This window comes from Acidaminococcus sp. CAG:542 (assembly GCF_000437815.1).
Lineage (GTDB): Bacteria > Bacillota > Negativicutes > Acidaminococcales > Acidaminococcaceae > Acidaminococcus.
In genome coordinates this window covers 30,875-47,080 of sequence record NZ_FR902091.1, presented here as the reverse complement: position 1 = coordinate 47,080, position 16,206 = coordinate 30,875, and the positions used below count along the sequence as shown (strand labels likewise).

11 protein-coding genes, 1 tRNA gene and 1 pseudogene are annotated in these 16,206 nt (G+C 57.1%); 2 read left to right on the top strand and 11 right to left on the bottom strand.

The annotated features are described in order from the left end of the window. From QVO43_RS08265 to dnaA (QVO43_RS08225), 9 genes and pseudogenes are all read right to left on the bottom strand, one after another. Positions 1 to 245, bottom strand: a pseudogene (locus tag QVO43_RS08265) (thiamine diphosphokinase); the annotation flags it as partial. A gap of 10 nt (positions 246 to 255) precedes the next feature. After that, positions 256 to 2,196, bottom strand: a complete 1,941-nt coding sequence (gyrB, locus tag QVO43_RS08260; RefSeq protein WP_022488057.1) for a DNA topoisomerase (ATP-hydrolyzing) subunit B — start codon at positions 2,194 to 2,196, stop codon at positions 256 to 258. A 15-nt stretch (positions 2,197 to 2,211) separates the two neighbouring features. Further along, a complete protein-coding gene (gene remB / locus QVO43_RS08255; protein WP_022488056.1) occupies positions 2,212 to 2,439 on the bottom strand; it encodes an extracellular matrix regulator RemB in 228 nt (75 codons plus the stop codon). Continuing rightward, on the bottom strand, positions 2,417 to 3,148 hold the full coding sequence (locus QVO43_RS08250) for a DUF721 domain-containing protein (protein WP_022488055.1): 732 nt from the start codon (positions 3,146 to 3,148) through the stop codon (positions 2,417 to 2,419). The genes remB and QVO43_RS08250 overlap by 23 nt, the downstream gene beginning before the upstream one ends. Then, a complete protein-coding gene (gene recF / locus QVO43_RS08245) occupies positions 3,145 to 4,281 on the bottom strand; it encodes a DNA replication/repair protein RecF (RefSeq protein WP_022488054.1) in 1,137 nt (378 codons plus the stop codon). The genes QVO43_RS08250 and recF overlap by 4 nt, the downstream gene beginning before the upstream one ends. After that, positions 4,281 to 5,408: a DNA polymerase III subunit beta gene (dnaN, locus tag QVO43_RS08240; protein ID WP_022488053.1), complete on the bottom strand. Its 1,128-nt coding sequence runs from the start codon at positions 5,406 to 5,408 to the stop codon at positions 4,281 to 4,283. The genes recF and dnaN overlap by 1 nt, the downstream gene beginning before the upstream one ends. A gap of 247 nt (positions 5,409 to 5,655) precedes the next feature. Continuing rightward, positions 5,656 to 7,050, bottom strand: a complete 1,395-nt coding sequence (dnaA, locus tag QVO43_RS08235; protein WP_022488052.1) for a chromosomal replication initiator protein DnaA — start codon at positions 7,048 to 7,050, stop codon at positions 5,656 to 5,658. A gap of 211 nt (positions 7,051 to 7,261) precedes the next feature. Next, positions 7,262 to 7,885, bottom strand: coding sequence for a hypothetical protein (locus QVO43_RS08230; protein ID WP_022488051.1), 624 nt, complete (start codon positions 7,883 to 7,885; stop codon positions 7,262 to 7,264). 940 nt (positions 7,886 to 8,825) lie between these two features. Continuing rightward, the gene (gene dnaA, locus QVO43_RS08225) at positions 8,826 to 9,977 is read right to left on the bottom strand and encodes a chromosomal replication initiator protein DnaA (RefSeq protein WP_022488050.1); all 1,152 of its coding nucleotides are present in this window, start codon (positions 9,975 to 9,977) and stop codon (positions 8,826 to 8,828) included. A 329-nt stretch (positions 9,978 to 10,306) separates the two neighbouring features. Here dnaA (QVO43_RS08225) and QVO43_RS08220 point away from each other — a divergent pair, with 329 nt between their 5' ends. Further along, positions 10,307 to 11,038 carry a gamma-glutamyl-gamma-aminobutyrate hydrolase family protein gene (locus QVO43_RS08220; protein WP_022488049.1) on the top strand — a complete coding sequence of 244 codons (732 nt, stop codon included), beginning with the start codon at positions 10,307 to 10,309 and terminating at the stop codon, positions 11,036 to 11,038. 81 nt (positions 11,039 to 11,119) lie between these two features. Here QVO43_RS08220 and QVO43_RS08215 read toward each other — a convergent pair whose 3' ends face one another. Next, on the bottom strand, positions 11,120 to 15,478 hold the full coding sequence (locus tag QVO43_RS08215; protein ID WP_022488048.1) for an EAL domain-containing protein: 4,359 nt from the start codon (positions 15,476 to 15,478) through the stop codon (positions 11,120 to 11,122). Positions 15,479 to 15,481: 3 nt separating this feature from the next. After that, positions 15,482 to 15,850, bottom strand: coding sequence for a PAS domain-containing protein (locus tag QVO43_RS08210; RefSeq protein WP_022488047.1), 369 nt, complete (start codon positions 15,848 to 15,850; stop codon positions 15,482 to 15,484). A gap of 213 nt (positions 15,851 to 16,063) precedes the next feature. Here QVO43_RS08210 and QVO43_RS08205 point away from each other — a divergent pair. Continuing rightward, positions 16,064 to 16,137 (top strand) — tRNA-Gly (locus QVO43_RS08205). Positions 16,138 to 16,206 lie beyond the last annotated feature (69 nt).

The following is a 16,206-nucleotide window of genomic DNA, read 5'->3' as shown; positions in this document are numbered from 1 at the left end:
CGGGCAAATGCCTCCCAGGCTCCCGGTGCCGCACTGTCCCGGTCCCCGTACAGGAACCCGGGCACCACCCCGGCCGCCCGGCAGTGGTCCGCGCCCCGGTCCGCCGCTGCCACCACAAGGCCGGCGGCAGCCTTTTGCAGCCACTGGGGATCCGGGCGCCGGCCCCCGGCCACCACCATCAGGAGCGGTCCTCCCGTCCGGCTGCACTGGAGCTTCCCCTGGGGAAGCTGGATTTCCATGGTCATGAAACGCTCCTTAGAAGTCCAGGTTGGTAACCTTGCCGGCGTTTTCCTCGATGAACTGCCGGCGGGGTTCCACCTTGTCCCCCATGAGCACGGAGAACACGGAATCCGCCGTGGCCGCATCCTCCAGCTGCACCTGGAGCACTGTCCGCTTGCTGGGATCCATGGTGGTTTCCCACAGCTGTTCCGGGTTCATTTCCCCCAGGCCTTTGTACCGCTGGACATAGGGGTTGTTCTGGCGTCCCACTTCGTCCAGTTTCTTCTGGAGTTCCTCATCGCTGTAGGCATAGGTGTGCTTCTTGCCCGTGCGGATCAGGTACAGAGGAGGCTGGGCAATGAACACGTTCCCGTGGATGATGAGGGGCTTCATGTACCGGTAGAAGAAAGTGAGCAGCAGGGTCCGGATATGGGCCCCGTCCACATCCGCATCGGTCATGATGATGATCTTCCCGTACCGGGCTTTGGAAATGTCGAATTCATCCCCGATGCCGCAGCCGAAGGCGGTGATCATGGCCCGGATTTCCTGGCTGTTGAGCATTTTGTCCAGACGGGCCTTTTCCACGTTCAGGATCTTGCCCCGGAGGGGCAGGATGGCCTGGAAGTTCCGGTCCCGGCCCTGTTTGGCGCTGCCCCCTGCGGAATCCCCTTCCACCAGGTAGATTTCCGTTTCTTCCGCGTTTTTGCTGGAACAGTCCGCCAGCTTCCCAGGCAGGCTGCTCACTTCCAAAGCTGATTTCCGGCGGGTCAGGTCCCTTGCTTTTCTGGCGGCAGACCGGGCCCGGCTGGCCATAATGGCTTTTTCCACGATTTTCTTGGCCACCGGCGCGTTTTCTTCGAAGTATTCGGTGAGGGCTTCCGTCACCATATTGTCCACAATGCCCCGGACTTCGCTGTTCCCCAGCTTGGTCTTGGTCTGGCCTTCGAACTGGGGTTCCCGGACCTTCAGGCTCATGACACAGGTGAGCCCTTCCCGGACATCGTCCCCGGACAGGTTGTCCTCGTTGTCCTTCAAGAGGCCGTTTTTCCGGGCATAGTCGTTGATGCACCGGGTCAGGGCCTGTTTCAGCCCGGCCAGATGGGTGCCCCCTTCCTCCGTGTTGATGTTGTTCACGAAGGTGTAGATGTTTTCCGTGTAGGCATCGGTGTACTGCATGGCCACTTCCACAATGGTGTCCTGCCGTTCCCCTTCCACGTAGATGGGTTTGGCATGGAGGGGTTCCTTCCCTTTGTTGACGAATTCCACAAAGGAAATGATGCCCCCTTCGTAGTGGAACACCTCATCCTGGCCGCTCCGTTCGTCGGTGAGCTGGATCTTGACTCCTTTGTTCAGGAAGGCCAGTTCCCGGATCCGGTGCTTCAGGGTGTCGTAGCTGTAGACGGTTTCCGTGAAAATGGTGTCATCCGGCCAGAAGGTGACGCTGGTGCCGGTTTCGTTTTCCGGGCATTCTCCCTTCACATACAGGGGACGGGTGGTCTTGCCTTTGGAAAATTCGATGCCGTAGATCTTCCCGTTCTTCTTGACCTCCACCACCATCTTCTTGCTCAGTGCGTTGACGCAGGAAACCCCCACGCCATGGAGCCCGCCGGAGACCTTGTAGCCGCCGTCGCCGAATTTGCCCCCGGCATGGAGGACCGTCATGACCACTTCGATGGCCGGTTTCCCCACCTTGTGCATTTCCACCGGGATCCCCCGGCCGTTGTCCGTAACAGTGATGCTGTTGTCCTGGTGGATGATCACCCGGATATGGTCACAGTAGCCTGCCAGGGCTTCGTCGATACTGTTGTCGATGACTTCATACACCAGATGGTGAAGCCCCCGGCCGCTGATGCTGCCGATGTACATGCTGGGACGTTTCCGCACGGCTTCCAGGCCTTCCAGGACCTGGATCTGTTCCGCCCCGTAATCCCCGTGGACGGCAATCTCTTCTTCAATCGTCTGTTTCTTTTTCGCCATACAAACCTCCCGATTTTATCGCTTGCGCAGGGTCCTGCTGGAAATCCCCGACAGGATGATCTTGTCCCGGGTGACCACACAGCTGGCCGGCGGGTAGTCCTCGGTCAGGTCCACCACATTGTCCCCGCCCAGTCTGGGCTTCAGGAAAAACCGGTAGATGTTGGTCCGTTTGTTCCGGATGTCGAAGATCCCGATGATCTCGTCGCAGCGCACCACATAATTATTTCCTACGTGCAGGTACATAAGTCCGTCTCCTTCTGGCTTTTTCCAGGGTCTGCCGGATGGTTTCCTCCGAAAGGGCTTCCGGCCGGAGGCCTGTTTCCACCATGACGGCAAAAGCCTTTTCCCCGGCAGTGGCACGGGGGTCCAGAGCCCGGTTCAGGGCCCATTCCTCCAGTACTGCCTTCACGTCAGTAAATGTTATTCTATCACACTTCACCAGCTCCCGGCAATCTTCGTACCGGAGCCAGGGCCGCAGATCCAGCTGTTTCCGGATTTCCCGGCGCAGTTCTTCCTGCTGTTTCCGGCGGCAGCCTGAGCAGATTTCCTCATCTCCGATAAGGGGCACTCCGCACAGAGGACATTTCCGGCTGTCGTCCCGCCGGGGCATGAAGGGTTTTGCCTCCTGCCGGGGCTGGGGTTCTTCCTCAATGACCCCGTGGTAGAACTTCAGTTCCCGGATCAGCCGTTTCCGTCCCTGGAGCGCCGGCACCAGGAGCCGGTTCAGCTGATTCAGCAGTTTCCCCTGCATCATGTGGAACTGGTTGGACCACATGGGATTGTCCGTATGGACGTACAGGACTCCCTCTTCCAGCCGGTAAGGCTGGGAATGGCTGGCCCCGGTGTGGCCCAGGATCTCCGGCCAGTGGCTTTTCAGCCAGTGGAGCAGGAACTGCTGCCGGGCCCGGGGAGTCCGGAGCACTTTCAGGATGAGAAGTTCCGAATCTTTCATGGCTGTTCCTCCAGGATTCCCTCTGCCACCCGGTAGGCCGCCACATCTCCTTCCACCGGAGCCAGATGACGGTCGTTGACGGTCAGGAAGGTCTGGACCGTTCCGTTGATGAAGCCCAGGAGCTTCTCCCGCCGGTGCTGGTCCAGTTCACTGAGCACATCGTCCAGGAGCAGCACCGGATATTCTTCCCGGACGGACCGGATGAATTCCAGTTCCGACAGTTTCAGGGCCAGCGCGGCGGTCCGCTGCTGACCCTGGGATCCGTAGGCCCGGAGAGGCCTTCCCTCATGGAAAATCTCCAGATCGTCCCGGTGGGGCCCCAGGCTGGTGTAGCCCCGGACATAGTCCAGCCGGTGGCGCAGCTGGAGCTGCTGCCGGTAAAAAGTTTCCCAGGCTGCCGGCCCGGGGTTTTCCGTGATCCCCTGCTCCCCTTCGCTGCGCTTCTGCACATAGGAAAGGGTCAGGGCACCCTGGGTGCCGGTGATCCCGTCATAAACCTGTTGGGCCGCCTGGACGATCCCCGCCAGGGCCTGGAGCCGCAGGTCCAGGATCCCCGCCGCCAGCCGGGCCAGGGCTCCGTCCCACACCAGCAGCTGGGCTTCCTCCAGCTGTTCCCGGTCCCGGCACTGTTTCAGGAACCGGTTCCGCTGCTGGAGCACCCGGTTGTATTTGGTCAGAAGGTCATAGTACACCGGGCTGGTCTGGGCGATCTCCATATTCAGGAATTTCCGCCGGAGGGCAGGATCCCCTTTCACCAGCTGAAGGTCATCGGGGGTAAAGAGCACCAGGTTCACCAGGCCGTACTGTTCCCGGGGGCTTACCGGATTCCCGTTCAGGAGATTCTCTTTTTTGGTCCGGCCCCGGACCGGGTACCGTTTCACCAGCAGCCGGTTGGACCCGTACCGGTCCCGGTACTGCAGTTCTGCCGCCCATTCTTCCGCTCCGAAGCTGGGCAGCTCTTCCTCGTGGCGGGTCCGGAAGGAAAACCCCCGGGCGGCAGTATAGATCCCCTCCAGCAGGTTGGTTTTCCCCTGGGCGTTGTCCCCATAAAAGATGGTTATATCATGTGCAAGAGGAAGGGACACCTGGCTGTAGTTCCGGAAATGGAGCAGCCGCAGGTTTTCCAGGCGCATCAGAAGATGACCCGCACCGGGGTCAGGATGTAGGTGTAGCTTTCATCCCCTTCCGGCATGAGCCGGGCCGGAGACAGAGAAGCGTTGGTTTCCAGGCTCACCCGGTCCGTGCCGCAGTTCTTGAAAAAGTCGGTCATGTACCGGGAATTGAAAGCGATGTTCAGCGGCAGGGATTCCCCCACGGTCTGGCAGGCGATGATTTCCTTCCCCTGGCCCATGTCGCTGACAGCGGAAGACAGCACGATCCCGTCCGCATCAATGGCCAGCCGGACAATATTGTAGTCGGACTGGGAAAACAGGGATACCCGCTGGATGGCCTTTTCCATGTCCACCCGGTTGAAAATCGTCCGGTTGCTGAAGGAAGGAGGGATAGGTCGTCTGTAATCAGGGAATTTCCCTTCGATCAGACTTGAAATAATGGTGAGATTTCCCACCTGGGCCATGATCTGCCGTTCTTTCAGAGTCAGGGTCACCGGTTCCGGCAGTTCTCCGTTCAGATTGCTTCCGATTTCCTTCAGGAGACGGGCAGGGATCAGCAGGGAAAATTCGCTGTCATCCCCCTCCGGCAGTTCCAGATCCTTGATGGCCAGACGGTGGGTATTGGTGCCCACGGCAGTGAGCCTCTGACCGGATTTTTCCAGGTAGACCCCGGTGTACAGCGGCCGGCTGGCATCCGTGGAACAGGCGTACACCGTGGTGGAGATCAGTTTCCCCATCACTTCTTCGGAAAGCCGGAGCACCCGGTCCCCTTCAAAAGAGGGCATGGCCGGATATTCTTCCGGGTCCATCAGGGGAATGTGGTACTGGCCTCTGGCCTTGGCTGCTTTCAGGGTCATTTCTTTTTCACCGGGCAGCTGCTGAAGGGTGAGCACTTCGTCCGGATCGAAACGGGCCAGCAGATCCCCGATGGCTTTGGCGGGGATGAGAAGCTCTCCGTCCTCCTGTCCGTTCACGTCCATTTTCTTGTTCATCATGTAGGTATTGTCCATGGCAATCAACTGAAGGGTATTTCCCTGGAGAATGGCATGGATCCCGGAAAAAATCGGTGCGTTATTGCTGGATGAAATGGCTCTTTTTACGATATTGACGCTCTGAGCCAGTTCTTTGCTTTCACATGAAAACTGCATGGCAGTACCTCCTTGTTTCTAAAACGATGAAATTATAAAAATTCGTAGTCTTCGTAGTAGGGCCTGTGGGTATGTGGAAAAGTCGCTCCAGCCCCATTCCAGGCTGTTGGAATCATTGGGATAACTCTGTGGATAACCGGTTTTCACTTATCCACATATCCACTTTTTCAGGGACTTTTCGGGTTATCCACAAAATTACCAACAAGTTATACACAAGATTATCCACAAGTTGTGGATAACTCAGGGATCATTTCTTCAGATCTTCCACCAGTTTGGCCAGCTGCCGTTCCAGATTGTCATTTTTCGCTTTGTCGTCAGCGATCTTGTCACAGGCATGGAGGACTGTGGTGTGGTCCCGGCCTCCGAAACATTCTCCGATCCGGGGCAGGGACAGGTCCGTCAGTTCCCGGGTAAGATACATGGCGATCTGCCGGGGATAGGCGATGGAGCGGGTCCGTTTCTTGGCTTTCAGGTCTTCCACCCGGATCTTGTACCGGGCGGCCACCAGTTCCTGGATGGCTTCCACGGTGATCACCTTGTCCACAGTGCTTCCCATGTCCAGGTCCTTCAGGGCTTTCCGGGCCAGTTCCATGGTCACCGGCTGGTGGTTCAGGTTGGCAAAGGCGTGGACCTTGGTGTAGGCGCCTTCCAGCTCACGGATGTTGGTCTTTACATTGGTGGCGATCAGCTGGATCACTTCCAGAGGGAATTCCAGATGGTCCTTTTCCGCCATGCTCCGCAAAATGGCACTGCGTGTTTCGAAGTCCGGGTGGTTGATCTCGATGATCAGTCCCTGCATGAACCGGCTGGTGAGCCGCTCTTCCAGGGTGTCCAGTTCCTTGGGAGGCCGGTCGCTGGAGATGATGATCTGTTTGTCCGCCTGTTTCAGGGCTTCGAAGGTGTGGAAGAATTCTTCCTGGGTGGATTCTTTTTTCCGCAGGAACTGGATATCGTCGATGAGCAGCACGTCGATGTTCCGGTATTTGTTCCGGAAGGCTTCGTTGGTGTTGTGCTGGATGGCGCCGATCAGTTCATTGGTGAAGGTTTCACTGGAAGTGTAGAGGATCTTCATCTGGGGGAATTTCTTGTGGATATAGTTGCCGATGGCGTTCATCAGGTGGGTTTTCCCCAGGCCCGGGTCGCTGTACAGGAACAGGGGGTTGTAGCTTTTGGCCGGTGCGTTGGCCACCCCCATGGAAAAGTTGAAGGCTTCTTCATTTGATTTGCCCCGGATGAAATTGTCAAAGGTGTATTTGGGGGACAGATGGGAATCGAATTCCTGGGCCGGTTTGGCCGCTGGCTGGGGTTCCGGCTGGAAGGCTGCGGGAGCCGGGGTTTCTTCCGGCTGGGCAGGGGTGTCCGGAAACAGGTTCTGTTCCTCTTTGGGCGGTTCCACTACGTCGATCTGGATCTCCATGGGCTGGCCGCAGATCTGGGAGAGGCTTTCTTCCATCATGGGCAGGTATTTTCCCTGGAGGGTATCCTTGGTGAACTGGTTGGATACATCCAGGGACAGGGTATTGCCCTCCAGGGTCCGGGGATGTGCCGCATCCATCCAGATTTTCCAGCTCCGGCCCTCCATGCTGGCGGAGAGGGCTGCAAGCATTTCGGCCCAGACCTGGGCCAGGTTTTTCGTCGTCATATCCGATCCATCCTTTATCCTTTTAATAGAGACTTCATTATATCACGAAACAGGCCGGTCCTGTGGAAAAACCTGTGGACAATGTGGATAACTTTTTTCCCGGGCCGCCGGAAGAACGGGGCAGGGGGCCCGGTTCCGGTTATCCACAAATCCAGAGTTATACACAGGGAGTTATCCACAGATGTGGATAACTCCCTGTTGAAAAACATGGTCAGCGGTTGAACAGACGGTCCCAGAAACTCCGGTTCTTCAGCCGGGAGGCTTCTTCTTCCGCGGCTTTGGCCCGGGCTTCCGCCGCGGCGATTTTTTCATCGGCGGCCTTCAGACTGGCGGCGGCGGTTTCCTTGGCGGCGGTAAGGGCGCCGATCTGCTGTTCCTTCAGCCGCAGCACCGCTTCCTGCTGGTCTGCTTTGGCCTGGGCGGCGTCCCGGGCCCGGGCCAGATCCTTCAGCTGGACTTCCTTCTGTTCCGACTGGGCCTTGTATTCCAGATACTGGACCTTTTCCTGGGTCAGCAGCTTGGTGGCGTTCATTTCCGCAATGAGCTTCTGCTGGACTTTCCCCAGCTGGTCCTGGACCGTATTCATCTGGATCAGCAGCACTTTGTTTTCGTGGCGGAGCTGTTCCAGTTCCTCATCCTTGTTCTGTTCATAGACAATCACGGGGTTTTCCGACCGTTTGCTGTCCAGGAACTGGACGGCTTCGTCATCCAGCATCAGGAAACGGTTCTGTTTGACCAGGTGGCCTTCCAGTTCTTCTTCATACCGTTTGATCTGTTTGCGGATGGCTTCGTAGGAAACTCCCTTTTGTTTGGCATAGTCTTTAATGGTGATCATGGCGGACATCCCTCAATATGATATAGATTTCCAGAACAGGAAGAAAACCGCCAGGGGCCCGGCGGCTTTCCAGACAACCGGCGTCCTGCAATGTTTCCACAACGTTGTATGGAAAAGGAGCCGGCCGGTTCCAAAGGTTGTATGAGTATAGTATAGCATATTCCGGCCCGTTTGTCCGGCCCCTGTGCATAACTGGAGGAAAGAAACCGGAAAAAGCCCGGCCAGCCAGGGGTCCCCGGGTTTTCCACAGGGTAAAAAGTTTTCCACCGGAAGTTATCCACAGATGTGGATAACTTTGGGGATAAGCCCATTTTATGGGGGCGGAGAGGGAGGAGGGGGTGTGGATAACTTAAGTCAGGAGTCAGGAGTCTGAAGTCGGAAGCCTCAGGACAGGATCCGTCTGGCTGGACGGATCCCTTTGATTCTGTAGAACCAGAATCAAAAGCAATCTGAGAGATCATTTCGTCCAAAGGTTCTACACATTCAAAAAATTTGCCTGCAAATTTAACCTTCGGCTCCAGACTCCCGACTCCAGACTTGAGCCGCTATGCGGCTCTACAGCTAGGAGGTGTTGCAGGTTTTGTACAACACCTCCAGTGGACATGTGGATAAATCTGGGGATAAAGTCCCGGATCCGGCATGGGCTGTGGCTCCAGGGGTTTTCCACAAGCCAGGGAGTTTTCCACTGAAAGTTATCCACAGGTGTGGATAAGTATGTGGATAATCCCTTTTTATGGGGCTTCCTGGCTGTGGAACAGGGATTTCCCCTGTGGAAAACTGCTTCCCACCGGGCAAAAAACACCCCTGTCCCTGTGCAAAGAGCAGGGACAGGGGTTACAGAGAGCTGGGATGCAATAGGGGGTGTTCCATGGAAAATGCAACATCCCAGTCCCGGGTCGCGACCCGGGACTCTCGGCTCGGGAACGGGGGTGTGAAGTTTTCACACTCCCTTTTTCAACGCAGCCGTCAGGGCCTCGATTTCCTTGTTCAGCTCCGGATCTTTCTGCCGGTCTTTTTGGATCTTTTCGCAGGCGTGGATGATGGTGCTGTGGTCCCGGCCCCCGAAACATTCTCCGATTTTCTTCAGGGACAGGCCGGCCATTTCCTTGGTCAGGTAAATGGCGATCATCCGGGGCACCGCCACCCGTTTGGTCCGTTTCTTTTCGATCAGTTCCGACCGGTGGAGCCGGAAATGGTCCGCCACCTGCTGCTGGATGGCGTCCACGGTAACGAACTGGGGGGTGTCCAGCAGGGCCAGTTCTTTCAGGGCCCGGCGGCACAGATCCAGGGTAATGGGTTCCCGGGTCACGGTGGAATAAGCGCAGACCCGGTTGTAGGCTCCCTCCAGTTCCCGGATATTGCTGGTGATGCTGCTGGCAATCAGCAGAATCACATCGTTGGGAAAGGGAACCTGCTCTGTATGGGCCAGGTTCTGGAGGATGGCCATCCGGGTTTCCAGATCCGGGTGCTGGATGTCGGCGGTAAGGCCGGAATTGAACCGGCTGATCATCCGTTCTTCCAGGGTGTCCAGTTCCCCGGGGGGACGGTCGCTGGAAATGATGATCTGCTTGTTGGCCTTTTCCAGGGTGTTGAAGGTGTGGAAAAACTCCTCCTGGGTGGATTCCCGGTTCCGGAGGAACTGGATGTCGTCGATGAGGAGCACGTCGATGTTCCGGTATTTTTCCCGGAAGGCTTCCAGCCGGTTGTGTTCCACGCTTTCGATCAGCTCATTGGTGAAGGTTTCGCTGGAAATGTACAGCACTTTCATATCCGGGTGGTTCTTCCGGATCTGGTTGCCGATGGCGTTCATCAGATGGGTTTTCCCCAGGCCGGAGTCGCTGAACAGGAAAAAGGGGTTGTAGGCAAAGGCCGGGTTGTTGGCCACGGCCATGGCGGCTGCCTTGGCAAACCGGTTGGAATTTCCCACCACGAAATTGTCGAAGGTGTACCGGGGAGAAAGGTTGGTGACAAAGGGCTTTTTCAGGACCGGGGGAGCCGGTCTTTTCCGGGCCAAGGGCGGGGGGGACGGATGTTCCGCTGCCGGTTCCTGCTCGGCGAACAGGTCCAGTTCCACCAGTTTTTTCTTGGCCATGACAAACCTCCTTTCTCCTGTAAGGGATATTTTTCATTATACCATATTCCCCGGCATGTGGATAAGTGCCGGGAGCAAGAGGGGGGAACCCGCAGAAAACCTGGCTCCAGGGAGTTTTCCACAGGAAAGGGAGTTTTCCACAGAAAGTTATCCACAGGTGTGGACAACTTTGGGGAAAACCCCGGAAATACAGGCCGGACGGGGGATTTGTGAACGTGCGTTCTGTGGACAAAGGGATGCTGGGAAGCCGCAGCCTTGCATCTCCTTTCGCAATTTCCTATAATGGAACCAACTGCAGCGCCGGGAAAACCGGCGGAAGGAGGAAACTTATGAGCAAATGCCGCATTGCCATTACGGCGGATACCTATCCTTATGCATCGGAGGTGACCAACCTGGTGGAGGCGCCTTTTGCCCCCCGGGGACTGGTGGAAGTGATTGCCCGGCTGGGGGCCATCCCGGTGGTGCTTCCAGATGTGCCCGGAGCTCGGGGGGAGGACTATGTGGACCTGTTCGACGGGCTGATCATCCCCGGAGGGCCGGACGTGGATCCCACTCTGTTCGGGGAGGAACCCAAGTGGAAGATCGGCCGGACCAACTACAAACGGGATCTGTTCGAACTGGAGCTGTTCCGGGCCTTCTACCAGGCCGGAAAACCCATTTTCGGCATCTGCCGGGGCTGCCAGCTGATTAACATCGCTCTGGGAGGGAATGTGTACCAGGATCTGCCCAGTGAGGATCCCCAGTGCACCATCCGTCATTCCCAGGGGGCACCGGGAGGGTATCCCACCCATCATGTGACTTTAGTTCCCGGCAGCAACCTGTTTGAGTCCCTGGGAGAAAAGGCTTATGTAAACTCCCGGCACCATCAGGCCATCCACCGGGTCGCAGAGGCCCTGGAAGTCACCGCCGTGGCTCCTGACGGGGTCCAGGAAAGCGTGGAATCCCACGACCACAAGCAGATAGTAGCCGTCCAGTGGCATCCGGAAAACATGTGGCAGGAGCATCCGGAACAGCTGAAGCTGTTCGAGGATTTCCTGGCACGGGTAAAAGAAAAGGTGTGAAGCGCTGCTTCACACCTTTTCTTGTCAGCGGTCAATGGCCGCTGACCGCTGACAGGGCTGCTGCGTACCCAGCAGCCCTGTTTATCTATCCGTACTTCTCCTTCCGTACATCACGCCCTTGTCCTTGTACATCTTCCGGTCCACCTGGGTGAGGATCTGGTCCACGTCGGGGATGGGGGTCCGGCAGGTGACGGCGCCCAGGGCCACGCTGATGCCCCGGGCTTTGTACCGGTCCTTCAGGCTGTGGATCAGCTCCTCAGCCTCTGCTGGAGCGTCGATTTCCCGGATCAGGAGGAATTCATCGCCCCCCATCCGGAACACCTTTCCCAGGCCCTTCATTTCGTCCAGTACCTGGGCGGCGGAACGGATCAGCCGGTCTCCCGCTTCATGGCCCTGGGTGTCGTTGACCCGCTTCAGGCCATTGATGTCCCCGAACACAAAGACCAGATCCTGTCCACCGGGCAGGGAGGCTATGGTGTCGTGGAAGGCATACCGGTTCCCCAGGCCGGTGAGCTGGTCCGTCCGGCTGTTGGCCTGGAGAGTCCGCCGGTTGTTCCGGATCCGGAGCATAATGGCAAAGAACCGGGTCAGGGTGGCCAACAGCAGGCTGACGGACCGGAAGGTATCCGGGGTGGGGTTCACCACTTCCGTATACCCCAGGGACCGTTCCCCCTGGGTGAGATGGCCGGACACAATGCTGCGGATCCCGGGAATCCGGAGATGGAAATCCGGTTGTTTGGCCAGCAGCTGGGGCATATCCGGGATCAGGGCCAGTTGTTCCTTGTCAAAGGAGTTGTACAACAGTTGTACGTCTTTTTTGGGTACGTGCTGGAGCTGATCCTTCATGGGTTCCAGCCCTTTCCGGACCCATTCATAGGTGGCGCTCACCGTGTCATCGGGGCCTTCCTCAAAAATGTAGAACCGTTCCGCTCCCATGTTTTCCGCCAGTTGGATGATCATTTTCTGGATCCCCAGGTCCGGATCCTCTTCCCGGAGACCGATGGCAATCGCGTCATTGGCGGCGGCTTCCCGGAAGATCAGATCGTTCCGGGCAATGTCCATATCCACATATTCCTTCAGGTTCAGGGCCATGGAGAAGTGGAGCACCCGCCCCCGCCAGGGTACCAGAGTATCCCGGACCAGAAGGTCCAGGCCGGATTTCACACTGTGATGGGTGGCGGTGTGGAACCGGTCCTGCCGGAGGATGGACAGGGGACAGTAGGCACAGGGGGCCTTCTGTCCTTCCAGCAGTTCGTAGCATTTTTTCTCTTTATACTCCCGGGGCCCGTCCACGTGGTAGGCCTTTTGGGCAGCCTGGTTCATGTAGACCATCTCATAGGTTTCCGGATCGCTGATCATCACCAGTTCGTCCATGGTGTCGAATTTTTCCCGGTCAAAGACGATCCGGTCTCCGATGAACACCGATTCCCCGTACCGCTGATCCCGGGATTCCTTCAGCCGTTCCGTGAGAAGGGCCAGCAGGTTGTCCAGGTTGTCCACTTCCGATCCCCGGGCCAGGGCATACTGGAGGTACAGGGTGCAGCTGTAGCCGTCCACTTCCGTAATGCCGTGGATGGCCTGGGTCAGCTTCTGGATCTGGCTGTCCAGCTGGTCCTTCAGGGTGGTCTTGGTAAAGCCCAGGAAGCAGCAGCTGCCGATGTGAGCCAGGGAAATGGTGGGAAGATGGAGATGCTGGAAGGTTTCCACCACTTTGATCAGCAGTTTCCGGCCCGCTTCCGGCCCGTAGGTCCGGCGGAACTGGTCGAATTCCGGGATGTCCAGCAGGAAGGCGGCATAGTCATCCTGCTGGTACCGCCAGGAATCCGCATACTGGAGGCCGGCTTCCAGCATGCCCCGGTAGCTGAGAAAGCCGGTTTCCGGATCTTTCAGATTCAGGTCCCGGATCAGTTCTGCCTGGGCGGGATAGTTCTCCAGATCGTCGAAATAGCCCAAAAGTCCCACAATCTGATTCCCTTTGTACAGAGGGAATTTGGTGGCTACAATGGGATGGGGGACGCCCCGGACAATGCAGGTCCCCAGGTGCTGGGTAATGGTCCGGCCCTGATGCACCACCTCTTCCTCATCGTTCTGAAAGGTGCCGGGCATGGGGTGCCAGCCCATTTCCTCGTCGGTTTTCCCCAGGATGTCCTTTTCTTCCAGACCGTAGAATTTCAGGAAGGAGCGGCTGGCACCCCGGAACCGGCGCTGGCTGTCCTTCCAGAAGAATTTCAGGGGGGAGGTGCGCACCGCATTCCACAGCAGGGTCTGGTAGTCGTGTTCCGTCTGGGGTATCTTTTCCAGAGGGACTCCCAGGGACATGTTGAACAGAGGCAGTTCTTTCCGGCGGGTGGTCAGATCCTTCCGTTCCCACACATTGTCCTGGACGGTCAGCAGGATGTTCCGGGTGGGATCTTTGTACAGGAACATGGCATGGAAAATCATCCACCGGTAGTTTCCGTCAGGCCGGCGGATCCGGAACTGGTCCTTGGCATCCACCCGGCCCTGTTCCCGGCCCTGGGCGTGGAGACTGTCCGGATCTGTGAACTGGAGAAATTTTTCCCGGTCGTCCGGATGGACGAATTTCTTGGCGTAGCGGGTCAGGAAGCCGGCAATGTCCGGATAAACGGCGTCACTGTTCAGGGAAGGCACGGAGCTTTGGAGCACCTGGACCTGGTCTTTCCCGATATCCAGATACATCAGGGAGTCGTACATGAGCACCAGGTTCCGGAACAGTTTGTCCAGTTTGTGGTGGAGCCGGGTGTTTTTGTCAAAGGTGATGTTCTGGATTTCCAGCCGGCCCAGACAGAACTGGGGATTGCCCATGATTTTCCGGGCCTTGATCCGGATGTACTGGCCGTTGTCCACATATACCAGGGAATGGGTGGCGGTGCTGTCCGCCACCTGGTCCAGGAACATCCGGAACTTGTCCCGGAAGGGATAGGCGGGATCCAGCAGGTTCTCATTGGCTTCTTCCAGGGAATGGGTGCCCACACTGGCCAGAACCTTCTGGTAGGCCTCGTTGATGTACAGCAGGGTGGCGTATTTCCGGGTATACCGGAACAGGCCCAGGGGGGCTTCGGACACCACGTTCATGAGACCGGCCTGTTCATAGCACTGGTTTTCCAGGCTGTTTTCCGGCTTGATGTGCATTCTCATCAGATGGGTCAGGAGCTTTTCGTAGGGCAGGGGACGGCTGTAGTAGAATCCCTGGATTTTTTCACAGCCGATCTTTTTCAGGAAGGCCAGCTGTTCTTCCGTTTCCACGCCTTCTGCCAGGGTATGGACTCCCAGGGTCTTGGCCATGAGCACGATGGAGGTGATGATTTCCTTCCCCTTGTCGTTCAGGTTCTTCAGGAAGGCCTGATCGATCTTCAGCTCATCGAAATGGTAGTTGTGGAGCACGTTCAGGGAGGAATAGGCACTGCCGAAATCGTCCAGCCAGATTTTGTAGCCGCTGTTGTGGAATTTCTGGAGGGTCTGGAAAATGTGGGAGGAATGTTGGACCAGGGCGCTTTCCGTCACTTCAATGCACAGGAAGTTCCGCTGGAGCCCGTATTTCCGTACCACTTTTTCCACCAGCTGGAAGGGGTCGGTGACCAGGAAATCCACCCGGGAGAAGTTTACGGAAATGGGGATCATGGGCTGGTGGTTCCGCCGCTGTTCCCGGAGCAGTTTGCCGGCCTGGCTCAGTACATACTGATCCAGCTGGTGGATCAGCCGGGCTTCTTCCAGGATGGGCACAAAGATCCCCGGAGAGATCATCCCCCGTTCCGGATCGATCCATCGGGCCAGGGCCTCCAGGCTGCACAGTTTGCCCGTAAGGCTCCGGATAATGGGCTGGTAGTACACCTGGATCTGGCCGGACTGGAGGGCCCGGGAGAAGTTTTCCAGCACAAAGACCCGGGTCTCCTGCTGGGCGGCCAGTTCCGGGGTATAGACAGCCCAGGACTGGATGGCGTTTTTCTTGATGGAATCGCAGGCGAATTTGGCCATGTCGAAGGCATGGCGCAGATCCGTCAGGGAAGCTTTTTCATTGGGGGGATAGATTCCTGCCTTCAGCTGGATGGTGGGGTTGCCGGTGCACTGGTCCACCTGCCGGGCGGCTTCCTGGAGTTTGTCCCGGAGCTTTTCCGCCGGAGCCAGGAGCACAAATCCGTCCCCGGTAAGCCGGGTCATCAGCTGGCCCGGGAACAGGGACTGGAGAATGCTGGCCACGGACCGGAGCAGGTTGTCCCCGGCCTGGATCCCCCAGGTGGCATTGTACAATTTGAAGTTGGTCAGGTTCAGGTATACCGGGTTGTAGGATTTCAGTCTGCCCTGGGCCTTTTTTTCCAGGGACAGGTTCAGGGCAGTCTGGTAGAAGGCACGGACCCCCATAAGCCCGGTGACCGGATCCTGTTTCCGGACCAGCACTTTCTGGGAGCTGCTCACCAGGTTCATGATCTATACGGTACCCACCTGGGGCAGGGTGCCTTTGGACAGGGTCCCTTCTATCCGCCGGAAATGGCCTTCCCGGGTCTTGATCCGGAAGGTCAGGTAAATCTGGGTCATGCCGGTTTCCTGGTGAGAGACAGCGGAGGCCTTCTGGCCCAGGGTTTCCAGGGGCTGGTAGTCTTCCGGATCCACCATGCCCTGGAAGGTGCCTCCGGTAAGGACCTGGAATTCCTCTTCAGTGGTGCAGGAATACAGGGACAGGAAGCCCGGGTTCACAAAAAGGATCTGTTCTGATCCCTGGGTGGTAAAAAGACAAATCCCGCTGGGCAGGGTATCGTAAAAACTGTGGAGTTCCTGGAATTTGCCCGGTGTATTCAAAAAAATCCCCCTCTTTGCCTGTAACAGATCCGGAAACCGCTGTGGAAGCAGTGTGTCCGGTCATATGTCCATAATCATATCCTTTATTATACCCCATCTGGGAGGTTCTGCCAGAAAAAGTTAACTGGGGAAGTTAATTGCCAGCGGAAAGAAAAAAATTCTGATCACCCTTTACAAAAAAGAAAAAATTTGCTAAAATACAATTTATCTGATGCGGGCATAGTTCATTGGTAGAATGAAAGCTTCCCAAGCTTTAGAGGTGGGTTCGATTCCCATTGCCCGCTCCATATTGAAAGACGGAAGGCTGTTGCTGAGGCAACAGCCTTTTTTTGTTTTCTCAGGAGCCAGGGTATGAT

What these genes read in the sequence shown, in the direction of transcription:
- remB (WP_022488056.1), bottom strand. Translation starts at nt 2,439, where the DNA reads ATGTACCTGCACGTAGGAAATAATTATGTGGTGCGCTGCGACGAGATC.
- dnaN (WP_022488053.1), bottom strand. Translation starts at nt 5,408, where the DNA reads ATGCAGTTTTCATGTGAAAGCAAAGAACTGGCTCAGAGCGTCAATATC.
- recF (WP_022488054.1), bottom strand. Translation starts at nt 4,281, where the DNA reads ATGCGCCTGGAAAACCTGCGGCTGCTCCATTTCCGGAACTACAGCCAG.
- dnaA (WP_022488052.1), bottom strand. Translation starts at nt 7,050, where the DNA reads ATGACGACGAAAAACCTGGCCCAGGTCTGGGCCGAAATGCTTGCAGCC.
- gyrB (WP_022488057.1), bottom strand. Translation starts at nt 2,196, where the DNA reads ATGGCGAAAAAGAAACAGACGATTGAAGAAGAGATTGCCGTCCACGGG.
- QVO43_RS08220 (WP_022488049.1), top strand. Translation starts at nt 10,307, where the DNA reads ATGAGCAAATGCCGCATTGCCATTACGGCGGATACCTATCCTTATGCA.
- QVO43_RS08250 (WP_022488055.1), bottom strand. Translation starts at nt 3,148, where the DNA reads ATGAAAGATTCGGAACTTCTCATCCTGAAAGTGCTCCGGACTCCCCGG.
- QVO43_RS08215 (WP_022488048.1), bottom strand. Translation starts at nt 15,478, where the DNA reads ATGAACCTGGTGAGCAGCTCCCAGAAAGTGCTGGTCCGGAAACAGGAT.
- dnaA (WP_022488050.1), bottom strand. Translation starts at nt 9,977, where the DNA reads ATGGCCAAGAAAAAACTGGTGGAACTGGACCTGTTCGCCGAGCAGGAA.
- QVO43_RS08230 (WP_022488051.1), bottom strand. Translation starts at nt 7,885, where the DNA reads ATGATCACCATTAAAGACTATGCCAAACAAAAGGGAGTTTCCTACGAA.